The 24,721-nt window shown below is 37.3% G+C and carries 21 protein-coding genes and 1 pseudogene; all 22 read right to left on the bottom strand.

Annotation, left to right across the window (positions count from 1 at the left end):
• Positions 1-5: 5 nt before the first annotated feature.
• Positions 6-395, bottom strand: a complete 390-nt coding sequence (locus tag NYE79_RS01815) for a hypothetical protein (protein ID WP_251464305.1) — start codon at positions 393-395, stop codon at positions 6-8.
• Positions 388-1,062, bottom strand: coding sequence for a hypothetical protein (locus tag NYE79_RS01810; RefSeq protein WP_251464303.1), 675 nt, complete (start codon positions 1,060-1,062; stop codon positions 388-390). The genes NYE79_RS01815 and NYE79_RS01810 overlap by 8 nt, the downstream gene beginning before the upstream one ends.
• Before the next feature lie 8 nt (positions 1,063-1,070).
• Complete coding sequence (gene essC, locus NYE79_RS01805; RefSeq protein ID WP_251464301.1) at positions 1,071-5,501, bottom strand: type VII secretion protein EssC; 4,431 nt, start codon at positions 5,499-5,501, stop codon at positions 1,071-1,073.
• A 21-nt stretch (positions 5,502-5,522) separates the two neighbouring features.
• Positions 5,523-6,794: a type VII secretion protein EssB gene (gene essB, locus NYE79_RS01800; protein ID WP_049519732.1), complete on the bottom strand. Its 1,272-nt coding sequence runs from the start codon at positions 6,792-6,794 to the stop codon at positions 5,523-5,525.
• Complete coding sequence (locus NYE79_RS01795) at positions 6,795-7,034, bottom strand: EsaB/YukD family protein (RefSeq protein WP_000434883.1); 240 nt, start codon at positions 7,032-7,034, stop codon at positions 6,795-6,797.
• Positions 7,035-7,100: 66 nt separating this feature from the next.
• Entirely contained in the window at positions 7,101-7,565 is a 465-nt protein-coding gene (gene essA, locus NYE79_RS01790) for a type VII secretion protein EssA (RefSeq protein WP_000720508.1), read from the bottom strand.
• An 11-nt stretch (positions 7,566-7,576) separates the two neighbouring features.
• Positions 7,577-10,606, bottom strand: coding sequence for a type VII secretion protein EsaA (esaA, locus tag NYE79_RS01785; RefSeq protein WP_251464299.1), 3,030 nt, complete (start codon positions 10,604-10,606; stop codon positions 7,577-7,579).
• 71 nt (positions 10,607-10,677) lie between these two features.
• Positions 10,678-10,962 (bottom strand): WXG100 family type VII secretion target, encoded by a 285-nt coding sequence (locus NYE79_RS01780; protein WP_001173991.1) that lies wholly within the window; start codon positions 10,960-10,962, stop codon positions 10,678-10,680.
• Between the two features lie 229 nt (positions 10,963-11,191).
• Positions 11,192-11,500 carry a hypothetical protein gene (locus NYE79_RS01775; RefSeq protein ID WP_000358232.1) on the bottom strand — a complete coding sequence of 103 codons (309 nt, stop codon included), beginning with the start codon at positions 11,498-11,500 and terminating at the stop codon, positions 11,192-11,194.
• A gap of 13 nt (positions 11,501-11,513) precedes the next feature.
• The gene (locus NYE79_RS01770) at positions 11,514-11,828 is read right to left on the bottom strand and encodes a hypothetical protein (RefSeq protein ID WP_216728840.1); all 315 of its coding nucleotides are present in this window, start codon (positions 11,826-11,828) and stop codon (positions 11,514-11,516) included.
• Positions 11,809-13,496, bottom strand: a pseudogene (locus tag NYE79_RS01765) (cutinase family protein). The gene NYE79_RS01770 and the pseudogene NYE79_RS01765 overlap by 20 nt, the downstream one beginning before the upstream one ends.
• Entirely contained in the window at positions 13,489-13,911 is a 423-nt protein-coding gene (locus tag NYE79_RS01760) for a hypothetical protein (RefSeq protein ID WP_070683735.1), read from the bottom strand. The pseudogene NYE79_RS01765 and the gene NYE79_RS01760 overlap by 8 nt, the downstream one beginning before the upstream one ends.
• Before the next feature lie 140 nt (positions 13,912-14,051).
• Positions 14,052-14,444: a hypothetical protein gene (locus NYE79_RS01755; protein ID WP_049484591.1), complete on the bottom strand. Its 393-nt coding sequence runs from the start codon at positions 14,442-14,444 to the stop codon at positions 14,052-14,054.
• A 740-nt stretch (positions 14,445-15,184) separates the two neighbouring features.
• A complete protein-coding gene (locus tag NYE79_RS01750; protein WP_000793419.1) occupies positions 15,185-16,186 on the bottom strand; it encodes a LacI family DNA-binding transcriptional regulator in 1,002 nt (333 codons plus the stop codon).
• A gap of 129 nt (positions 16,187-16,315) precedes the next feature.
• On the bottom strand, positions 16,316-16,678 hold the full coding sequence (locus NYE79_RS01745) for a hypothetical protein (protein ID WP_195216410.1): 363 nt from the start codon (positions 16,676-16,678) through the stop codon (positions 16,316-16,318).
• Positions 16,679-16,772: 94 nt separating this feature from the next.
• Positions 16,773-17,483, bottom strand: a complete 711-nt coding sequence (locus NYE79_RS01740) for an MgtC/SapB family protein (protein ID WP_195216408.1) — start codon at positions 17,481-17,483, stop codon at positions 16,773-16,775.
• Between the two features lie 2 nt (positions 17,484-17,485).
• A complete protein-coding gene (locus NYE79_RS01735) occupies positions 17,486-19,177 on the bottom strand; it encodes an iron ABC transporter permease (protein ID WP_195216406.1) in 1,692 nt (563 codons plus the stop codon).
• Between the two features lie 11 nt (positions 19,178-19,188).
• Entirely contained in the window at positions 19,189-20,199 is a 1,011-nt protein-coding gene (locus NYE79_RS01730; protein WP_000589129.1) for an ABC transporter ATP-binding protein, read from the bottom strand.
• Between the two features lie 103 nt (positions 20,200-20,302).
• Entirely contained in the window at positions 20,303-21,382 is a 1,080-nt protein-coding gene (locus NYE79_RS01725) for an extracellular solute-binding protein (protein WP_000748691.1), read from the bottom strand.
• Between the two features lie 37 nt (positions 21,383-21,419).
• Positions 21,420-22,076, bottom strand: a complete 657-nt coding sequence (locus tag NYE79_RS01720; RefSeq protein WP_000793817.1) for a DUF1868 domain-containing protein — start codon at positions 22,074-22,076, stop codon at positions 21,420-21,422.
• Positions 22,077-22,219: 143 nt separating this feature from the next.
• A complete protein-coding gene (gene galE, locus NYE79_RS01715) occupies positions 22,220-23,233 on the bottom strand; it encodes a UDP-glucose 4-epimerase GalE (RefSeq protein ID WP_132973107.1) in 1,014 nt (337 codons plus the stop codon).
• 12 nt (positions 23,234-23,245) lie between these two features.
• Positions 23,246-24,721, bottom strand: coding sequence for a UDP-glucose--hexose-1-phosphate uridylyltransferase (gene galT / locus NYE79_RS01710; protein ID WP_216728838.1), 1,476 nt, complete (start codon positions 24,719-24,721; stop codon positions 23,246-23,248).

Here is a 24,721-nt window from a genome sequence, read left to right as displayed (position 1 = left end):
TCCTTTTACCACCAAAGTTGTTCCCACCATGGTTTCCCTTTATTATATGCTGCTCTATTACTAGCTATGGCATTATCTAAATCTGATATTTTTTCCCCAAGAGTTACATATAAATCTTTAAACGACGAGTTAGCATCCTTGACAAAGTCAATGTACTCCTTAAGCGTCTTTTTATCAGATTCCAGTTTTGACTTTAAGGTTGAAAGATAATGATACCCCTCATTACTATCGATTTTCGTAATAGTTTTATCACAAAGTTCAACATAGCTTTCAAAACGAGTAAGGTCAACATCTGAATCCAAGCCATGTGATTGGATAGAATTTCGTACTCTCTTATACTTTTCTTTTTGGGCTTTATCACTATCAATTTGCGCTCTTAAACTCGCATCACTCATTTTTATCCTCCGTATCTTCCGTAGACTGTTCCTTAGCATGTTTCTCACTAAAATCTTTTTTGGATTTATCAATGACTCTACGCAATTCCTCATCATCAACTCCGGGAAGATGGAAATCATAGTTATGTGTCTCATCTTTTGAAGATTCCGTTCCTGAACTTTTTGCCTTAGTGCTCTCTTCAGTAGAAGACGATGCCCCGGAATCTGAGGAGTTAACTCTTTCAGAACTAGAAGAGCTTGGTGTTTTAGGTGTTTTGCGGTCCAATTTTGGTATCTTATTGATTTCTTCAACACTAGGTATTGGCTTATTCACTTTAACTGGTCTGTAGAGCATCGCAAAAGAGAAGAATAAGGCCAGCACAGTTCCAATAAATGGAAGAATCTTTTTATCTGATTCAGATGAAGGAACCTTAACTCCACTAGTACTAAGGTTCTTCCATTCAGGATGCTCTTCTTCAATCGCTTTTTTCTCTTGCCAAACCGGGACCACTAGAAAGTAATTAAAGGGTATAACCGTCCCCATAACTGTTGCTATAAATGGGATATGTCTAGAAAAACTTAGAACTATAAGCAAATATAGTATAAAAGAAAGGACTAAAAGAAAAATTACTAATACTAGTCGAATTTTATATTCTTTTTTGATCTGGAGATATCGCTCTTGTGACATTATATGGATTACCTCATCTCTCTATTTTTTGTAATCTTCAATTTTGTTTGAACATTTTGATAATGAAGATAAATTTGATCATCTAGCAACGGTTCTTCACGTCCTGTAGTAGAACGAGTATAGATTGATTGCTCAGACATCTTCATTGCTATGATAGCAGTATCTAACTGAGTTTTCATGTATTTAGGTATGTCTGTATAACCCGATAGATACGATTTGTGAGTAGCAAAGATTAAATGCAGACCTACTCTCTGCCCTTCTTCCATCAACAGTGCAAGTTCATTTGGTTCAATATTACTTTCCGTCACAAATTGCCCAACATCTGTTATAACAACAAAATGTTCTAACATTCTACGCTGTTTTCTAGCAATAAGAACCTGTTCTTTCAAAGAATCAAGTATAGATCGGTAAGACATACCACTTCCTATGTAATGCTCAACCCTATCTGAAACTGAACGATATTCATCAATAGGATCGAAAATCGTAATAACTTCCTTATCAAATAAATGTAGAAGCAATTTGATTATATGATTTGTCGCAGCGTTCATAGCAGTATCCTTGTCTGACAAGACAAGTAAGTGCTTAAACCTGTCAATCGGTAAACTTGTTGTTTGTACTTCCTCAAACTCCAGACCAATCGGCAATTCATGGTTTTGAATCGCTTCTTGAGTTGTAGGCAGATTGAGAAATACATCCATCGTCAACTCCTCTGGCACCATCGGGATGGCACTTGGGCGCTGTCCGGTCCAGGCTTCTTGGAGGGAAGCGACTGCTTGGCGCAGGTTGTTAAGGACTTGGGTGTCATTGGATCCATAAACCGGGAGTGCCAGCTGGATGACATCCACTTCTTCACGTTTCATGAGAGCCCGTCCCTTGATATCTTCCATAGTCATAGCAAGTGGGGTAGAGCCCACGATGGCTCGCACTTCACCTGCCTCATTTTGTGGCAGGCTCAACTGGTGCTTGAAGTTCGAGTAGAGTTGAGCACGAAGGTTGGTCTGGCGACCAGCTGTCACCAAGAGGTGAACCCCGATACTGAGACCTTCACGAGAGATACGCACCAAGAGCTTGAAGAGTTCCGCCTCATAGGCTTCTTCCTTGAAGGCCTCATAGCTATCTAAGAGGATGACAATAGCCGGCTCTTCCTGACCACTGGCCTGACGGTAGAGTTCTAGGGTCCCAACTCCATAATCCGCAAGCAGTTTCTTACGGCGGTTGAGTTCTTTCTCCATGATTCGTACAAACTTAGAAATCTTCTCCGTTTGGTCCAGAAGCATAGTATCCGCCACCTGCGGAAGTTTAGACAATGGAGCCAAACCATTGGTCCCAAAGTCCATCAAGTACATGGTAAGGGCCTTTGGACTATGCTTTCTCGCCAAGTCCATGGCTGCGGTTTGCAAGAAGGTTGTCTTTCCTGTACCCGGACTTCCGTAGAGGAGGATATGACCATCCTTGGAGAGATTGATAGAGACGGCTTCCTGCTTCTGAGCCTGCGGGATATCCGCCATCCCAAGTAGGACAGAGAGTGGTTTCGCTTGTCCCCAGGCTACTGCTGGTTGCACTTCTTCCAGCTCCTCTAGCGCGATGCGCTCCTTAAGTGGTGGCAACCATGGCTGTGGTACTGGAGGAATCTCTTGTTCCTCACACAAGAGCTGGATATTGTGTACTATCGCATCCAACTCTGTTGGAACTTCCTTGATCTCATCCACATCTTCTAAGCCTGATAGGTCTTCATTCAAGATCTCATATTGTCCCAATTCATTGATCAGGTAGATGGTATGGTCCTCGATCCCCATATCGTCCTTGTCCGGCTGGTAATCCGCGCCTGACCAGGCTGACTGGAAGAGTTCATAGACTTCGTTGTTTCCGACTTGCAAATAGGCACGCCCCGTCTGGGTGATCTCTGCCGCATCCGGTGTATGAAGCATTTCATTGGAGTCCGAACGATCCGCAACTTTAAGGGCAATCTTAAAGCGAGAGTTGGACCAGATCTGGTCATCGACCACACCTGATGGCTTTTGAGTTGCTAGGATCAAGTGGACACCGAGGGAACGTCCGACACGCGCGATAGATACCAACTCCTTGATAAAGTCGGGCTGGTTGACCTTGAGCTCTGCGAACTCATCTGAGATAAGGAAGAGATGAGGGAGCGGTTCTGTCGCTTCTCCGTTTTTAAATTTTTTCTGGTATTGATTGATATGGTTGACTTCGAACTCTCCAAAGAGTCGTTCACGACGATGGATCTCCGCATTGATCGAAGCCAAGGCCCGCATAGATTGGGCACCATCCAAGTTGGTAATCGTCCCCAAGAGATGGGGAAGGTTTTTAAAGAGATTGGCCATCCCACCACCCTTATAGTCAATCAGCAAGAAAGCCACATCATGAGGGTGGAAGTTAACAGCGAGGGATAAGATATAGGATTGGATGGTTTCTGACTTCCCTGAACCAGTCGTCCCTGCGATCAAACCATGTGGTCCATGGGCTTTTTCATGCAGATTGAGCTGAACCAGGTCATCCTGACCACGCAGACCAATCGGCACAGCCAAACTCTTGTAAGGTGCGTTCTTTTTCCAACGGCTCGATACCTGCAAATCCTCAAAGGTTTCCGCCCCATACATTTCCATAAAGGTCACAGAATCTGGGATCGAACTCTTCAGGTTTTGGAGGTGATTGAGCGGTGCCAAGGTACGGGCGATCCGCTCCTTATCATAATCTGCTGGGAAATGGTCCAAACGGAAGTCCGTCTCTTTCAAAACTCCTTCTTCCATGACCAGTTGGCCCGTATTGCGGTCCTTAATATTGATCACTGTTTGGATGTTCTCAGACAAGGAACTCATGACATCCTCTACAAAGATGAGAGAACAGCCTAATTCCGTTGGATCTTCGGTAAAGAACTCCATGATGATATGATCCAAAATCAGCTTCTCATCGGTCACTAAAACCACGTAATGAGGATGGAAGAGGGTGCTCTCCTTGTGGGATGCTTCTTCCTTTTGACTACGACGTAGTTTCAAGATCTGGTTCAAACTATTCAGAACTTGGTCCCGTGTTCGTTGATTGTAGACAAAACCGCGGACATTGAGTTCTTGCAGTTTGGCATGAGGAAGCCAACGCATCCAAGACCATTGCTCTTTTTCCTCTTCAGGTAAGATCGTAATAAACTGCACATCATGATAAGAATGGAAAGTCGCTAGCTGCATCACCAAAAGCTGCAGTTGCTCTAGGACGAGATTTCTAGGTCCAATATAACCCACCGGTCCATGGCTGAGGTTTGCCGGGATTGGCATATCTGGGATTTTTTTGTGACGACTATAGAGAGCGTAACCCTCTTCTTCTAGAGCATCCTTCTTACCGCTACGCTCCTGTTGACCGTATTTCAAGTCATAGCTAGTCGGCATTTTCCCGAGTCCCAAACGATAGTATAAAAAGTCAAAATGCAAGGGAGTCTTTTCATAAATCCGGTGATTGTAACTCTCAACCAAGTCCGTCAATTCTAAAATCGTTGGAAAATGATAGTGCATCCCTTCTTTTTGTTCTCGCTCCAGACGAGTCAATTCCTTGACCTTATCTTTCAGGTAAAGGCGATAGAGATCGACCCGTTCCTTCTTATCAGCCTTGTACTTTTTACGATTTTTGATAAAACCACGGATAGAAAAAATCATTGTGGTTATGGACATCCCTACTGTCGCAAGAATATAGATCCCTCGAGGTTGAATCAAGGTGATCAAGACAGTTACCCCGACCATCATTAAAGGAGGAACGATCAGCTTTAACAGTTCATCGCTCGGCTTAACCGGCTCCTGGCCTGGGGGATTGATCAAGATTTTATCTTCGCTACCACGATAGATGATCCGTGGAGAACGATGATAATCTGGATAATCTTCATAAAAACCATATCGAGATGGTTCTCTCAGAGTCAGTTGTGGCCCAACTTGGGCAGGACCCTGAACCCATACTTCATCAGGATAGAACTTGATCGTCACCGCCCCTAGACTCAACTCATCTCCAAAACCAATCAATTGCTGGTCCATTTGTTCCAGATGATTGTTTCGATAAAATGCGCCTTTTAGTCGAGTTAGCTTCCATTGATTTTGGGATTTTTGGAGTAAGAGTTCAACATCTCCATCTAGTGTGATCAATGCACCTTTTTGAGAGCCAATCTGAAACTCTGATAAATCCAAAAGGTCATAAACCCTTGGCTCCCCTTCTCGGAGATAAAAGACGACCTCACCCAAACGCAGACCATCTTTCAAGAGTCCCACTTCATCGTCGTACTGATAAAAGACCTCGTCACCATCGACCTTGAGCTGAATCGGTCTTTCCTGTTGAGAAAGGTAGACTTGGGCCTTTTCAGTCGCCCCGACCAAGACCGTCTTATCTGCACTCAGTTCTACTTCATAACGCAGACTTTGGCTGTAGAAAATGATTTGTTTTTTCATAATTTCTCTCCTTGGTCTACTTTAATTGCTAGAGGAGCTACTTGGAACAGGTTTCTTCTCAGATGACGGTTTGGTTTCAGAAGCCTTGTCTTGAGGGTTAGGAGTTGTAGAAGCATTGGAGCTTGATTCACTCGTTAGTAGCTCACTTCGACTATCCCAGTATTTCTTATACTCGCTTTCCAAAGTATTCAACTTACTTTCACGGTCTTTCCCTGACAAGTTGCCATCTTCTCGAACCTGCTTGATTTCCTGAGTCAAAGCATAGAGAATCAAGTCACTGTCGTTAATCCGTTTGGCAATATCAAGAGCCTCTTCAAAGCGATTGCGCCCAACCTGGATCCAGTAAGTCAAATAAAGCTCATCTGACTTGAGTGTTACGTTGTTCAAGATGACTTTCTTTTGTTCAGAAGAAAATTCCAACCCCTGAATATAAGAGTAAGCCAACTCATACTTTTGCGTATTCGGCAAGCTAGCTGGATCAATTCTCTCTAATTCTGTAATAACACCACTATAATCAACTTTAATAAAGGCAGTATCTGCCTGCAACATCTTTTCTTTGAAAGGATTTTGCACAAAAATCAGATAGATCAGTGGAACGATCAACAAGACAACGCTGGCTGTTAACCAAATCGTTGCCAGTTTAAAGACACGATGGCGTCTACTTGGAACCAAGACCAAATCTGCCCGTTCTTTCGCAGCCTTCTCCGTGTAGTACTTCTCCAAAACAGCTACTGCAGCCTCTATATCATCTGCCTGACATAGGTCATTTAAGAAGTCGGGCAAGGTCTCTAATTCCAAGGAACCATTATAAAGATCCATGAAATCCAAATCGCTAAATAGTGTTACTGTAAAACATTTAGCCTGGCGTAAAAAATCTTCTGAGGATATGGATTGAGGAACCATCAGACCAGGAATTCCACGATAAGCAATCTTAGCCTGAGCATCCTTGGTAATAAAGAGATTTACTGGGTGCAAAAGGAAAGTCACAGGTAACTCCAAGGCGCCCTCTAGACGAAAAACGTTTAGGGCCAAACGGATTCTTTCCGAAATGGTACGTTCCTTTATTTCCTCATAAGTCAGTCCATGAGCTTCGACTTGATAGGAGAAGGTGACACTATCCTCATCAGACACCATCGATTGCTCCAAAAAGAATGGATGATGCAAATCCAATAGTAAGAGTTCCCGTAAATCTTGACTCGCAACATCTGAACGTTTGAGTTTTAATTCCCAGTTTGTTTCATTTTTTTCATAGACAAACGACTGTCCACCAAATTCAAATTTTTCTTCAGCCACCTATATCTCCTCAATTTCTACTAAATCTCCTGTCGTCATAGGATAATCAGACAGATGTTTCCCTTCATCAATCAACAAACCTTTATTGACAATTCTTAATTGATATTTTTTTCGCTTGATACCTGGATTAAAAATCGTATCCACTTCTCGCACCAGCCGGCGCACTTCAATTCGCCGTGGAATGCGAATATCCACATCTCTTTCTCTCAAACGTAGGGTAATATTGATATGTTGCTCCACCTTTTTTCACGCCTCCTATGTCTGGTTTATCCTTTTCTAAGTTATTTAGACAGACTAGTTGTAAAATTAGTCCATCCCTTCTACCATCACACGATAACTCATTACTGCCGTTGCTCCAAAAAGCAAGAAAATCAACACCACATAGAATATCTCTGGAAGAAAGTCATTCAGACCACCTTTTTCTACATGGCCTATATTTGTTTGGAACTTGATTGTTTTTTGAGCATTGGGCTGAAACAACTGTTCTTCAGAAGATTTTTTCACTGGTCTCTGTATAGCAGAAAACAGTTGGCCCCTTTCTGTGATCAACTGTTCCTCTTGATGCTGTTGCATGTCCTGCAACCTCTTTTGAGTTGCTTCATTAAAAAGCTCCTTGGTTTGTTCAGACTGTAGACCAAATTTCAATCCCTCTTTCTTTTCAAGTCGGGAATCATCAATCTGCAGACTGTTATCCTTCAAATCATCTGCAGCAGCCCCAGAGACTGCTGCACATGTTACTAAGGTAAGAAGGAAAAGAATGATTTTCTTCATATTTCTAATTTCTATTCTTTCTCAGCTTGGCTTGTTTGAAACCACAAACTACTTTCTCTGATAAAAACATTTATAACAAGTAAAACAGCTATGACAACAATCGTTGCAACAAAAGCGATAATTGCTGCTGGATGTCCATCAAAGTATCCTGAGAGCAAACCTTCTAATATCGATAACGCATTGAGATTTTTGATAAATGCTGGGAAACCAGTTAGACTTGCTGTTGTCCCAATAGCATTTGATAGGTAGACAAAGCTAATCATCATAAAGAAGGCGAGACCCATACCAATCACTCGGAAATGTTTAAGCAATAGATATTGTCCTTGAATCAGTACAAATGCGGCTAAAACAATTAATAGAACCCAAGATGGTTGATACTCACGACCAACCTGTAGCTGAACACTTGATACAACACCAACTACCAATCCGACAACGAGACTTAAAGCAGACAGGATGGTTACCGTCATCAAGTCTGTATCATGTAACTTATCAAGTTTGAACTTATCTTTGACTTTGCGAATAACGTTTTGAGTTGCAAACAGATAGGCTGTAAAGAGGCTAACAATCTCCAATAGTAAAATCCATGTAAATGGACGGTAAACATTGACAGTCGCTTTCACTGAAGTAGCATTTTGTGTAACAGGGTTGGATAAGAAGTTCAACAATACTTCGTTTGGTACCCCATTTTGATAGGCATTATTCAGAACCTTCACAAAGGATTCTACAAAGTTTCCATTGTTAGTCAATTCTTCGTTAAACTGCGTCATCAAGGAGTCAGCATCTTGTGACAACTTTTCAGTACTTGTTTGAGCGTTTGACAATTCACGATTGAAATTACCTAAAGTTTCATTCACAGACTCTGCAGCTTTGACATTACTTTGAGAAGATTCCTTCACACCCGTAGTTTCTGATAAGAGAGTTGCATAATCCGAATTTAGGGTGGCCAATTGTTTATCAGTATCTTTAAAGGCTTCATTTCCTCCGTCTTGTGCTTTTTCTAAATCCTTTAGTTTCTGTTCTAACGTTTCGTACAACTCTAACTGTTTCTTGATTTTTGTATCCAATTCTTGGTTGGTAGTCAAAACATCCTGCACATTTTTTTCTAGAACAGGCTTCAGTTTAGTCAGTGCTGACAAGGCTTTATCTACTTTCCCTTTGACACCATCAGTTTCTTTATCGCTAGCAGGTGTAGTTAAGCTGTCTTCATATTTCTTCAGATTTGAACTAATAGCTTCAAGCCAAATATTTGACAAAGCATCTGTTACATCACTATCTCGTAACTCTTTGACAGCATTGTATGCTTGTCTGAGTGCTTCCACCTTTTGGTAGTCAGAAGCTATTTTCTGAACCTTTTGTCCATAACTCACTGCTGCTTGCTGAACACGTAACACATCTACTGGAGCACTGGCTGCTTGGACATCATTCAAGGAAATATTAATTGATTTTAGCTCTGCTTTTGGAGCTGGGATTGGAGTCCCAGTTGAACCTGTAGTTGGAGTCGGAGCTGCCTCTGCAACACTATAGGCTACTTTAAAAGTCCCACCCGTCTTCAAATCAATTTCTTGACCAAACTCAACTGGTGTACCATCATAAGTGACTGAGTGAACTGTCACTCCTGATTCAGCTTTCCATGATACCTTAGCCTTTGTTCCTGTTCGTCCAACAGCACTCGTACTCGTGATTGCCAGATCTTCCAAATTCTTCAAATCAGTCGAATTGATTTCGTCACTAGGCTCTTTGATTGTTTTTAATTCAGTATAGTTTACAGAAGGAATTGTGATTGGTGTCATACCAAAACCACTAAATTCTTTTCCACTAAAGTCTTCTTTGGGTAATTCTGAGATTGCAGAAGCCAACTGCTCTTTGAGAGATTCTACAGCCTTCTCTAGGTCTTTGTTTGCAGCTGTATCCAAAAATTGCTTAAGAGTGATTTTGCTCTTCTCACTTGTCCCATAGTAAGTGGCTAATTTCTCATCGACAAAGTTACGAATATCTTTTTTATGATTCTCAAACTTGGTTCTTTCATCTGTTAGATTGGTCTCTAAAGTAGCAATCTCTGCGCTGATATTATCTGCTACTTTTTTATAGTAAGCCTCAACTTCAGATGACGTACCATCAGAGGATGCTGCTGTTCCGTCTATATTAGAAGTCAGATTACCTTGAGCTTTAATTAATTCCTTATAGGTTTCAATTTGTCCCTTAACGTCTTCCCGACTCTGAGAAATGAGCCCAGTGATAACATCCGCATGATTTTTCTTCTCAGTGACCCTATCCTGAAGCAGAGTGTCAAGCTTTTTACCATAGGCAATCTGTGAAACGTCATAACGACCAAAAATCTGAGAATAACTATCCAAACCTGTCTTTAAAGCACTGTTGGCGTCAACAGAAGAACTAGACATACTATAGAGAGTTGGGAAAAGATTTTTAGAGTTGATAGCTGTATTATATAAATTCGTACGATAGTTTCCGATATTCGTCGCTTGTATCTGTGAGCTAGCTTGAACATTCTTTTGTGCTGTATAAAGGTTGTTCAAAATACTAGCCATATACATATCGACTAACTGACCATTCAAATCAGCAACAATATCTTTCGCTAGTTTATTTGCATCATTTTCTACTTGCAAATTTCCTTGCGCATTCACCTTATAATTGATGGTTGTCTTATCAACATTGATGCTGTTAATATCGAGTATTTTTTCAGAAAAGTCACTAGGAATTGTTAAAACGAGTTGGTATTTCCCACTTTCTAACCCAGAATCAGCTGCTCCACGAGGGACAACAGACCAGTTTTGTGAATTATCACGCTCGATATTTTTTACATAACTAGCACCTAGATTGTATTCTTTTGTATCTACGTAGACAGGCTTATCTTCATTTACGATAGCTACATTTAATTTTGTCTGCTGATTAGCCTTTGCATTATTTTCATTGCTAATCGTTGTATTTTTTTGAACAGATAGATTCAAAAAAATAATCAATGCAAGCAATCCTAATGCCAGCAGACTACTTCCTATATATTTAAAAATTCTATTCTTCTTCATATTACTTTAAATCTTCTCCGTCATAAAAAATAGGAAGGCTCTCGCCCTCCTAAAGCCACTTATATAACAAATTAAATTTGTGATGCAAGATCTTGGTCGTTTTGTTCAACAATTTCAGCAACCTTGTTCAACTGTGCATTGATTTCATCAAGCAAAGTTGCAAACTCCTCAATTTTTGGAGACAATTCTGTGAATTGGCGATCAAAGCTCTCAAAAGCAGCACCTTTCCAGTTGTCTCGGATAGTATTTTGCTCTTGAGTCAATGTACGAAGTACTTGTCTTACTTCCTCAGAACCTTGAGTGTACTTTTGAGCAGAGGTGCGCAATTCTTCTGTTGTTAATTGAATTAAAGCCATGTGAAACTCCTTTATATTAATTTATGCCCTCATTATATCAATAATTTGCCTCAATTGCAAGTTTAAAATTCATTTTTTATTCTATTTATAAAAAATAAGAGCTGTTTCCATCTAAAAACTAGTAAGAAGGATTAAAATATCTACTTTTCTTGTATAATTACTTCTTTTTTTATTTATAATAACAAACTATAACAAACTCATATCATCCTTCTTTTATAAGGTATATTTGTTAAACGTTCTTTTCTTCTAACTTTCTATGAAAGTTTTTATTCTCTTGATGACGAGCTTCCAACACATTCTCTATACGACTCTTGTAAAGTTGATGATAGTTATCCAAATTGTTCTCTATCTCAAAGATATATGGTTGAATTTCAGCAAAACTACTGTCTCTGCATGCATAGGAAAGCGCCTCTAGGAGATGATCCGTCTCCCTACTAAACTTGTGGAAATCATCATCCAAATCCATCTCCAAACGCTCTAAGTCTCGTAATTTACGATTATGCTCATCCTCTAGTTTCTGAAGTTCCTTTTTATCCATGACGAGTTTTCTCCTAGTTTTTGATCGGACTTTGTAAAGTAGGGGTTTGCATGGTCTGGGTCAAGTAAGTTTCGGCAGCATCAGCGGCCTTGCCCTCAAATCCACCCTTAATATTGTTTACATAAGTCTTAGAAGCGTACTCTTGCATATCTGAAGCTGCTTCTTGTAACTTTTTAGCTAACTCCACTCCTTTAGCAAGGATTGACAGTTCTTTTGCAGTTACTAAGGCCCTGACTGCTTGGCGTTCTTGTTCCTTCATTCTTTCTTTGAAGCCACTGTCGAGTTGCTCTCTTGTAATTAAAGTATCCTCATCCGTTAGGACTAACATTTTTTCCCCTCCATGTTTGTTTTACATCCGCCAATAGATTGTTAAAATCTTCAGCACTATCTGTATCTATGGTTTCAAAGGAACCACTAGCTTTAACCAAGCTCTCCCCTAGTTGCTCGATTTGTGTCAGGAAGGATGCTGCTGCTGTCTTCGTGTCACTTGCAACGCCTTCATCCCAAAAGCTTGTTGTATCAAAACCAGAAAGTAGATTTGTAACTTCTGAACTTGACAAATATCCAACCATGTCAAAGGCTGTCTGTCTTGTCTCTTTTATCATGTTTTGAATATCTTCCTTAGCATCTGAAAGTAAGGTTTTCACAGATTTAACTTTGTCTTCCATGTCAAAATTTGCCAAATGGGCTGCTGTCTGAAGCAACTGAGCTCGGACCAAAATTCTCTTTTCTCCTGTAAGATTACCATTTCTCAGTTGTTCCTGATAACGAGGAATAGCTTCTCGATCCCACTTTATAGATTCCTGACGAGCTTCTTCGACGATCTTACTATACTCTGTTTTAAAATTCTCATAAAAGCCATATCCGATAGATGCCTTATTTACGATTTCCCCCCTCATAATGGCATTTAAAACATTTGAGGCTGCATTTTCATCAACTCCTAAAGTTCTTAGAACACCCAAGGTTGTTGCAATTAATCGAGCCAGCTTTTCTCCAGCCCTGAGCAATTCTGGGTGAAAATCCTCAGAGGCAGTCAACAAATTTCCCTTTCCATCCGATTGGAAAACACCAAAGTCATGGGAGCTTTCCGGATCAGTAATCTGGGTATAATGAAGGGGGACAAGGACATTGACTTTACCGATGGGTTTCTTAAGTGGCTCATCGGAGTCCCCAGGTAATTTGGTAATGGTATGCTCACGATTAAGCATCCCCACGACATCAAAAGGATTGACATAGTACTCGATTTTTTCGCTAATCTTTTTGATTTTCTCATCGCTGAGACCCATTTTCTTTAAGCTCTTTGTCGTGTCTGGCCGTCAAAGAGGACGACTTTGCCGATTTTCTCCAGTTCTTGATCAGTAAGGCCAGCTACTCCTTGCGCAGAGACAATGGTCCCTAAGGAGTGACCTGTGATGTCCATCGTAGCATTTGGAGCCTTTTCGCGCATCTCAGCGATTTTAGCTTTCATTCCTACTGTCGCTAACTTGGCTTGTGGCGTATGAATATGGTTGAGCGCAAACTGAGCATCGTTGTCAACCCAGTCGTTCCAATTTTCATAACTGATGGCATCACTTCCACGGATGGTCATATAGGTTTTCTTGGTATCTTTAGTTAAGGTTGGCGTATCCGTTAAGTAGTAGGCATTAAAACCAGCTTCATCATCAGTTAAGAGTCCTTTTTGATAACGTTTGTAATGAATATCCTGCCTCATCCCATTCGCATCAGGAACTGGTATCGATGTAACTTTATAAGTATCTCGCAAATCAGGATCCGGCTGCAAGTAGACCTTACCGTCATGAGGAAGATGTTTACCTCCGGGAGTGATTTCCCATTCTTTTTTTTCTTTATTATAAAATTTATTATCTCTAGAGAAATCAAACAGCTGATAATCAAGAGCATTGTTATCTGGCGGAAAATTATTGGGACGATATGTATATGCGGATTGAGCTAAATCCGCATAAAAATTATCAAAGGTTTTTAAATTACTATTAGTCATAATAATACCATCCCCCGTCCCTATAAATTCTTATTGGTTGCATTTCATAAATTCCAAATTCCTTTGGTATGCCATTAGCATCATTGTCTAAAGAAAATCCAACCATAAATTTCGTTTTATCATTATTATTTACCTTTCCTCTAAGTGTCAACATATAGCCTCCACCTTGAGGAGTTCCATTTCCTACCTGACCAACCTTCATACTATCCCAATCAAACTGAACACTTTCAACTTTAGGACTTAAAGCTTTCACAAAATCAGCCATATCCTCTTCATGCTCCTTCAGATATGCCAACTGCTTAGCCCGTGGGCTCAGAGTTATTCCTCCAAATAGATTTGTTTTCTGTGCCATCCATGCGCCTCCTCCAAATACTACAAGAGCTAAAACTAGCCAAAGTAAAGTACGTTTTTTCATCTTTTTCCTCCTATATAGTGGAATCTAAGAATATTATATCATGAATGTAAAAAAAAATACTTTTAGCAAGTATTGTAAGTCAATAGGGAATGAATGCTGTTAAATTTGAGTAAAAATTATCAAAATTTTTTAAGTTGCTATTAGTCAAGAAGTTTACCCCCAATACGCAACGGACTACCAATTCCAATAGAATTAATTAAAATTTTTCCATCTGTAATCTTAATAATCACACTCCAGCTTGAGTTTGATATATTATTAAATCCTCCATAAACCTGAACAATATCGCCTCCTCCTCCTTGAGGTGTACCATTTCCTATCTTATCCCATTGTGTCTGTTTCCAATCTATTTGAACCGATTCGACTCTAGGATTTAAAGATTTTACAAACTCCTTAATATCCTCTTCATGCTCCTTTAGATAAGCCAACTGCTTGGCTCGTGGGCTTAGAAATAGATTTGTTTCTTGTGCTAACCATGCGCCACCTCCAAAGACCACAATGGACAAAACTAGCCAAAGCAAGGTACGTTTTTTCATAATGATGCTCCTTCAGATATATCATCTCCCTCTTACAATCCAAAACTCCTTAATTAAAAACAAATTACGGATCTATTGTTGCTTTAGAAATAGAAAATTGTCATTAAAACTAGTATAGCATAAAAGCCTCAAACAGCCTATTTCACCAATCCCTCATCTTGAAGATTTGTTAATAATTTGACCAGAAGAATTTGAGTTGGATGCAAAGAAACAATAGTGTGAATTGTGCTAAAAATCATCAAAAAACACCCCATGGTGTGAACCATGAAGTGTTGTAAATGCTGTATTGTAGCTGGTTCTTAACGTTTTGAGAACTGGCTAGCTTTACGAGCTTTCTTAAGACCTGGTTGGATACATTTATATTTGAATAAGTTTCAAAATCCCCTTTAAATCAGCGTTTCCCCGTTTTTTTAGAAAACTAATTTCATCTAATTTGAATAAGTTTCAATTAAATGGTGTGAATTTTACCCTAAAAATACACAAATTGAGCTAGATTTTACCAAAAAGTTCACACCATTTGAATTATTATTGTTTTGTACATTTGATATACGGAATACAATACAAATTATCGCAAATATCTTTCAATATACTCTATGAAGATACAAGGTTCTATACTGCTACAGCTTAACCAGTTATGCATCAGATAGATAGTCCAATTTCTGCAAAAAATTGATTCATAGAAATACATCTACCTACTATTTTAATATTTTATCAAATAAAAAATCGGTATTTTTTACCGATTAAAAGCTTTGTCTTCTAATAATTTTTGAAGATATTTCAACGGATTCTATATTTTCACCGTTAATGATTGCTAAAACACCTTCTATCATTTTTTGGGCTAACATAGCATAATTAGGAGAAATAGTAGACAGAGCTGGAGTATAATATTGCGAAATAGGAATATTATCGAATCCAATTATTGAAATATCATCAGGAATAGTAATCCCCTTCTCATAGCACGCACGAATCAGCCCTTGAACCTTCTCATCCCCAGAAACAAATATCATATCCGGATGATTTTGATTAGATAAATTATTTATAGCATATGAATAAACTGAATCAATTGTAGTTAAACCATAAATAACTTGCAAATCCATTAAATAATTTTTATCAGTCAAAAAAGTACGAATACCTTTTTCACGATCCTTATTAACAAGAGATTCCCCTCCCATAAGTAACAACATACTTTTAATATTCTCTTTTGTTACTAATTCCATCATATCATAAGTGGCTTGAAAATTGTTATTAGATACATAAACAACATCAGGTGTTCGAGATTCTCCAAAAACTATAAAAGGCATATTATTCTTCTGTAAATAATTAATCCGAATATCGTCTTTACTTTCATAAAATACTATTACTCCATCTATTAAGCTTCCTGTGCTTGAAATTATTGAATTCCTAATCGTATCTTCTTCACCAAAGTATTCAACAATAGCGTTTACACCAAACTCTTTACAAGTTTGTAGAACTCTATCTAGTAAAGTTTGAAACCAAATCAAGGGAAAAGAATCAATCTTTTTAACGGAAATCAAAATGTTTGTAGTTTCTTTCTTAGTCAAATTTTTTGCATATGCATTTGGAACATACGACAACTCATCAATGACTTTTTGAATAGCTCGATAAGTTTCTTCTTTTACCTTTTCACCACCGTTAATAACACGTGAAACAGTTTTTGGAGAAAAACCTGATAAATGCGCAATATCATAAATAGTTACCTTTTTATCGTTTAAATTTTTCACTTTAGTCCTCCATTTATGATTTATCTAATTTTATTATACAATATTTACTTTTTTTAACAAGAGAATTTAGAAAAATATTTTAATGTATCTTAACAAAAACTTTAATTTCAAAATTTTCTATTTTATACTCTATTCATCCGATTCAAAAAAATAACATTTACAATTAAAATTTTTATTCTTTACTATTTTTTCTACTTCACAACTGATAAACTTGTATGAAAATAACTTACCACGAAAATATAAAAAATCATTTTCGGTAAAATCCATTGAAACTATAAAAGTATCTAATAACATTTGGACATAGCAGTCTAAGATCGGAATAATCTTTTCCTTAACAATAACTTTTGATAGTATATCATCAGCAGGTAAAGAAGCCGAAAATACAATTTCACAAATATCATAAAAAGAATAAAATCTATATACTTGCACTAAAGAATTATATTCAAAATACGTTATTCTTCCACAGTCAAAATTAATATTATATACCTTCATTTATGTTTATCCTTATACTTTGCAAATAATTTTGAGTCAATTATCACCTAAAAAACAAAGGGACAAGAATAACTGCCCCTTTGTTTATTCTATATCAACTAACTTCTTCAACATAAATAACACCAACAATATTTGCTATTTCTTCCATCAGTTTAAGATGTTCAAACTTACCTGAAAGTTCTAGGGTCATAAATGATGCTATTCTTTTGTCTGGAACATCAAAATATTCAATTCTTTCAGAATTAACATCTCCAAAAGCAGTTCTTGAATCATTCAATCGAATTCCATTTTCTGCACAATAAACTAATACTCGATTATATGCCTCAGTAGATTTAACTACAATATATAATTCAATAACTTTTGAACGACTTTGAAGATATTTTTTTAAAGGCTGAAACATAGAAATCACACTCCAAACAGAAATAGCTACTAACAGAGCACCTTCATAAAAACCTACTCCAATAGCTAAACCTATTCCTGCTGAAGCCCAGATTCCTGCTGCAGTTGTCAGACCCGTAACCTTCTTTTTATCTGTGATTAGAATTGTTCCAGCTCCAAGAAAACCAACACCAGATATAACCTGAGCACCTAACCGTGTCGGATCTCCTGTTCCAAACTTATAAGATACGAATTCATTAGTCATCATAATTAAACAAGCAGCCATACAAACAATACTATGTGTACGAATACCTGCTGGTTGAGATTTACTTCCTCTTTCTAAGCCAATAATACTTCCAATGACCAAAGATAATACGACTCTAATTATAATTTCGATGTTCGATAGTCCTATGCTGGATGTTTGCATTACTATTTCCTTTTCTTACCGCGTGGTCTCTGTGTGAAGTATAACACAGTTCCAGAAATAATCATTAGAATAATTGTATAAACGAATACAAGAGCTTGTGCGTTAGATGTTGCTGTTTCATCACCTGCAGAACGAATCGTAATACCTAATGGTTGAGCCAATGGATGATAAAGGAATACAGATAAATCGAAATCGGTCAATAAAGAGTTAAAGTTCAGTGCGATAACAGAGAGAACAACCGGCAAGATGAAAGGAATAATAACCTTCATCATTGTGTAAAATGGTGAAGCCCCCATACTTCTAGCAGCATCCTCCATCTCATCATCAACACTAAATAAGATTGCACGTACCATTCTATAAGAGAATGGAATTTTTACAACAATATAAGCGATTAGCAAAATTACTAAACTACCAACTAGAATCTGGTTAAAGACTAAAAGTTGAGGTTGGTTGAAAGTGAATAATAAACTAACTGCTAGAAGTGTACTTGGTAATAGCCAAGGAAGAAGAGCTCCGTATTCGAACAAGAAATCAAATCGAGCTTTATGTTTACGAACTACTCGCGCAAACACAACAGCAAGAACTGTTGCAGTAGTTGCAGCAATAATAGAGTATATAAAGCTGACTAAGAATGGAGAGAACGCAACACTATTACTAAAGAATAACTTATAATTATCTAAAGTAAAGTTTGATAATGATAAGTTTCCTGTCTGTATTGCAACTGGGTCAGTAAATGAATACAATACAATGAAAATCAATGGTAACATGAAAACAGTGAACAAAGCATAAGCAACAATATGTGCAATGATATTCCATGGTTTAGATGTGATTTTTTGTTTTTTCAAAGGTGCTTTCGTTTTAGAAATAGAAATATAATTTCCGCCTTTTTCGATCTTGTTCATAATAGTAAGCAAAATCGTAGTGGCAACACCCAAAATAATTGCTAGAAAGGCGGCTAAGTCACGAGAATTTCCCATTCCAGCAAATGTTATAATCATTGGGTTAATAGTTTGGAATTCTTTCCCACCAACAATCATAGGTGCTGCTACTGCTGATAACCCACTTAGAAAAACCATAATTGTCAGAGCGAATAAAGTAGGAATAAGAGTTGGCAATACTACTTTTCTAAACACTGTAAATGGTTTTGCACCCATATTACGTGCAGCTTCAATAGTATGATAGTCTACACTACGAATTGTATTAGTTAGGAATAAGGTGTGATTAGCAGTACCAGAAAATGTCATAATAAATAGAACTGCACCATAACCAATAAACCAGTTAGGATCTAAAGATGGAATAATACCTTGTAAAAATTTGGTAATCATTCCATATGGTCCATAAACGAATTTATAACCAGTAGCCAAAACTACTCCACCGTAGATTAGTGACGTCATGTATCCTAGTTTTAATATTTTAGCTCCTTTAATATCAAAATATTCTGTAAACAATACACAAAGTACACCAACAACATTAACAGTTATAATTAGTGAGAATGCTAACTTAAAACTGTTCATAATACTCTGAATCGCACGTTGAGATTTAAGAGCTCGTTGTACGACATCAAGTGAAAACTCCCCACCTTTCACAAATACATTAACTACTAAATCAAAGTTTGGATAAATGATGAAAGTTACCAAGAACCAGATTAAGCCTAAACGAATGAGCCAATCTTTCCAATTTAATTTATGACGCATACTGCACCTCCTTAAAATTGCAGAACGTCTGATGGTGTGATAAATAATTCCACACTTTCTCCGACAGATCTAATAGCTGACTGACTATCGATACTTGTTACATTAAGAATTTGATTTTCAGATACCTGAACAGTATAGTGAATTGTAACTCCTGAAAATTCCACATCAATAATTGAACCTTTTAAGACAAAATCCTGATCCGTTTCACGTTTGAAGCGAACTTTTTCTAAACGAATGTAACCTTTTTTATCTTCCAAAAGAACATGAGCATTATTTAGAAGAATTCCGTGAACAGTTTCATCTGTAAGTACGTTAATGTCTCCAATGAAATCACATACAAATTCTGTTTGAGAATTATGATAAATTTCTACTGGTGTTCCCACTTGTTCAATAAAACCATTATTAAAAACAGCAATCCTATCAGATAGCGTTAACGCTTCCTCTTGGTCATGTGTAACATATAGAGTCGTAATTCCCAATTCTTTTTGAAGACGTTTCAACTCTTTTCTCAAATCCACACGTAATTTTGCATCTAGGTTTGACAAGGGTTCATCCAAACATAGGATTTTAGGTTCCAGAACAAGAGCACGAGCTAAAGCTACACGCTGCTGTTGTCCTCCAGATAATTCTGAAACGTTACGTTGCAATTGTTGATCTGAAATCTTAATTTTAGCAGCCACTGCAGAAACCTTGGCTTTAATAACATCTGGAGCAACTTTTTTAACCTTTAGACCGAATGCAATATTATCAAAAACTGTCATTGTTGGAAATAGTGCGTAAGATTGGAATACGATCCCGATTCCACGTTTTTCTGGCTCCATATGAGTAACATCTTTCCCATTAACCTCAATGCTTCCAGATGAAGGGTCTAAAAAACCTACCAAAGCTCTCAAAGTTGTTGATTTACCGCATCCAGATGGTCCAAGAAACGTAAAGAATTCTCCTTCCTTAATATCTAAATTTAGATTATCAATCGCGATAAAATCACCGTATTTAATTTGAATGTTATCAAATTTAATCATATTACTAACTTCCTTTACTTATAAATGAAAAGTCTCTCTTAATTTCTCATGTAGGTTTAGAAACTTTAGAGAGACCTGGAATTTTAAAATTTACACTTATGTCCTATTTTACATATTCTAGTTCAGCTTTTTCAACCCATTCATCCAAATGTTTTCCAACAGCTTCCCAATCAATACTTTGCGGTTTCACTTGATCAACAAATTTCTTAGTAGCTTCTGGTAACTCTTTCACTGCCTCAGTATTTGCAGGAATAGAACCAAAGTTTTTGCTGTACTCTACTTGAATTTCTGTTTGACCAAACCAATCAATAAATTCTTTAGCTAAAGCTTGTTTCTTACTAGTATTCAAAATCATTGTTTGTTCAGTTACAAACGGAACACCAATTTCAGGAGACATTACTTTAAATACAACATTTTGTTCTTTTTGTCCAACTAATGCACCAGAACCCCACATCATACCGTACTGGATTGGGTCATCCTTATCTAACATTTTAACAATTGAACTTTCACCCTTTTGAAGAGTGTACGCATTTTCCAAATATTCTTTAGCTGCTTGCCAACCTTTTTCAGAAACGCCTAATTCTCCTTTATCATCGAGATAGCGAACAAGGATACTTGCCAAGATCGCACGCCCTGTTCCCCCTGAAAGTCCAGAAATTGAATATTTACCTTTATATTTGCTGCCTAACTCAGTCCAATCTTTAGGCATTTCAGTAACATCAGGAGCACCAATCAAGACCAATGGCTGAACAATTACAGGATTGTAGTAGTTATCTTTATCTGATAGAGATTGGTCAATTTTATCTAACCATTTAGGTTTGTACTGTACCAATAATTTTTGATCTCTAATTTTATTTGAATCAACAGCTCCAATACCAAATACCATATCAGCTACTGCATTATTTTTTTCAGCAATAACACGATCGGCCAACTGAGCACCTGGAATGTCAACCATTTTAATATTGAAACCAGCTTCTTTAGCCTTAGCAGTTAACCAATCCCCACGTCCGTTTGAAACAGAGTTAGAATAAATTACTAATTCTTGGCTCTTATCAGCTTTTTCTTCTGATTGAGGTGTATCGCTCGAAGAATTTGATGAATTAGTTGAACCACCTGAACATGCTGCCAATGTTGTAACCGCAACCCCTGCAGCTAAAAACGATAATAATTTAGATTTTTTCATATGAAATCTCCTTTTTATTTTTAATTATAATTTTATTTTAAAATTTTTCACAATATGGAACAAAACGTCTCATATCTTCAAATACTGTGTAATCGATACGATTTACTGTAATGACAGGAATCTTTTCAAGCAGAACTTCCGTTAATTCCTTTTTCACTTTAGTAAACTCTTCATTTTCTTCTTCAGTTAATGGAACTCGAAGATATCCAATTGAGATATGGAATTGATAGCGATCATGATTAGGGAATCGAACACCTGCTTTTTCAGAAACATATGTTCTAATTTCTTCTAATCGTTTAGCTGATTTCTCATCGGCTGGTTCTACTAAAATGTTTTGATTTCCCATTTCAGTCACACGCATATGAATATCTTCGTTTAGCAATGGGAAAATTTCTAGTTGTTTTGCAAAGTAATCATGAATTTCTTGTAATGGCGTATCCAATGGTAGATGGCTACTCCAAAATTCTGGCTCACGATTTTCATGGCAAAGCAATTCAATTACAGTCATATGAATAGAATCTCTTGGAGTTAATGTGAATTTATCTATAAATGGTAACTCTCTATAGCGTGATTGAATGATATCAACAACTTCCATCAAATCTGAATTAGTATAAAGATTTGCTACAACTGTATTCCCCGGGAAATGATTAAATTCCCCGTTCTCTTTGAACTTAATTTTTGTTAAGTTTTTCATAAAAAGACCTTCTTTTTTATTTTTTGACATCGGTGTCATTCATATTTATATTATACAATGTAATCGTTTACTTTGTCAAGCGCTTTCATTATTTTTTTTTAATTTTTTTAATATATACATATTACAAGACTACTCGAACTTTATTATTTATTGTATCCATTAGGATTTTTTGATTGCCAATTCCATGTATCTCTACACATGTCTTCGACCGTTTTTGTAGTCTTCCAATTTAATTCCTTATACGCCTTATCCGCATTTGCATAACAAGTCGCAACGTCTCCTGATCGTCTTGGAACAATTTTATAAGGAATTGGAACCTTATTGACACTTTCAAATGTATTTACAAGTTGTAATACACTTGTGCCTTCTCCTGAACCAAGGTTATAAATATAAACATCTGTTTTTTCAGATACTTTCTCTAAAGCTTTTATATGCCCTATCGCTAAATCCACTACATGGATATAATCGCGAACACCAGTACCATCTACCGTATCATAATCATCTCCAAAAACACTTAGCTCTGGTCGCTTACCTACCGCTACTTGTGCAATAAAAGGCATTAAGTTGTTAGGAATTCCTGATGGATCTTCTCCAATCAACCCCGACTCATGAGCACCAATCGGATTGAAATAACGAAGCAACGCAATACTCCACTCTGAATCTGCTACATGAACATCTTTTAAAATTTGTTCAAGCATCACTTTTGTGTACCCATACGGATTCGTTGCACTTGTCGGCATCGTCTCAATAAGGGGAGACTGATTGTGAACGCCGTATACAGTCGCACTCGATGAAAATACAATCTTTTTAACATTAAACTCTGACATCACTTCAACAAGAGCTAATGTGCTCATAATATTATTTTCGTAGTACATTACAGGCTTTTGCACGGATTCGCCGACAGCTTTGTATCCTGCAAAATGAATTGCAGCCTCAATAGATTCTTGTTCAAAAACTTTTCTCAATCCTTGTTTATCACAAACATCTAATTCGTAAAACGCAGGACGTTGCCCTGTAATTGCTTCAATACGATCTAATACTAAAATGCTTGAGTTTGAAAGGTTGTCGACAATAACGACTTCCTTACCTAAATTTAGTAATTCTACTACGGTATGGCTACCAATATAACCAGCTCCGCCTGTTACCAATATTGCCATTTTTACTTCCTCCTAATTAATTCCAACCGATTTAACAAATCTCATAAATGCTTCATGTCCGGTTTGAGTATTCTTATAAACACCTGCATCTTCGAGAACTCTCGCAAATACTTGCCCTACTTCATGTTGAACGACGCTATGAACCTCCTCCTCTTTAAGTCCAGGATATTTTTCTTTCAATTGAACGGCCCATTCTAAATGATAATCAGCAATTGCGTTATCTTTTCCTAAAAGATATTTCTCAACTTCTTCTAACTCTGTTTTCAAACGAGGTGGTAAAATCGCAAGTCCCATCACTTCGATTAACCCAATATTTTCCTTTTTAATATGTTGTACATCTTGATGAGGGTGGTAAACACCATCTGGGTATTGTTTAGTAGTATGGTTATCTCTCAGAACAATATCCAATTCATATCTTCCATCCACTTTACGAGCAATAGGAGTCACCGTATGGTGTGGAATATCTTCAGTCTTAGCAATGATGTCTACTTCTAAATCTGAATATTCTCTCCAGATATTTAGGATTTTAGTAGCTAATTCTACCAGACGATTTTTATTTTCACCTTGTAGCCTAATCACTGACATCGGCCATTTTACAATACCTGCTTTAACATCCTCAAAGTCTTTAAAAAGAAATTCTCTCTCAAATTTTGCTTTTTCCATTGGGAAAATATGTTTTCCTCCCTGGTAGTGATTATGACTAAGAATAGAACCTCCTGAGATAGGAAGATCAGAATTTGAACCAGCAAAGTACCCTGGTAAAATATCAACAATCTCCAATAATTGTTCAAATGTTTTGGACGTAATAGCCATTGGTACATGTTGACTATTCAAGAATATCGCATGCTCATTAAAATATGAGTATGGGGAATACTGGAAACCCCATACTTCGTCTCCCAGTTCCAACCGAATAATTCTATGATTTGCACGTGCTGGATAATTTATTCTCCCCTGATAACCTTCATTTTCCATACAAAGTAAACATTTTGGATAATTAGATGACTTTACCAATTTCTCTGCCGCGATTGTTTTCGGATCTTTTTCCGGTTTTGATAAATTGATTGTAATTTCAAGTGAACCATAATTAGTTTCAGTATGAAAAGCTATATTTTTAGCGATAGCTGACAATTTAATATAGTCGCTATCTTTACTTAACTGATAGAACTCTTCAACTGCTTCCTGTGGCGAAACATCATATGAACTCCAAAAAATATCATTAAGGCGACTTGGTAATGGAACGATAAAATTCATCAGCTCTGCACCTAAACATTCCTTTGTCTCAGCTAAATCAGCAATTTTACCATTCTTTAAAGCTATTTCTACTAAATTGTCTTTTAATTTTTTAAGATCACTCTCATTTGAAATCTTATCAGTTCCTTCTTCACCGATTAAAGCCAATATTCTATTTTTTATATATATTTGGTCCATCGATTTATAAATTCCATATTCAATAATTTTATTAGCAAAATTATCTACTATTGTCTGCAT

Origin of the sequence: Streptococcus sp. FSL W8-0197 (genome assembly GCF_037963785.1) — a bacterium.
Taxonomy (GTDB): Bacteria; Bacillota; Bacilli; order Lactobacillales; family Streptococcaceae; genus Streptococcus; species Streptococcus oralis_CQ.
The sequence above is the reverse complement of the archived record's forward strand: the minus strand, read 5'-3'. Positions and strand labels throughout refer to the sequence as shown.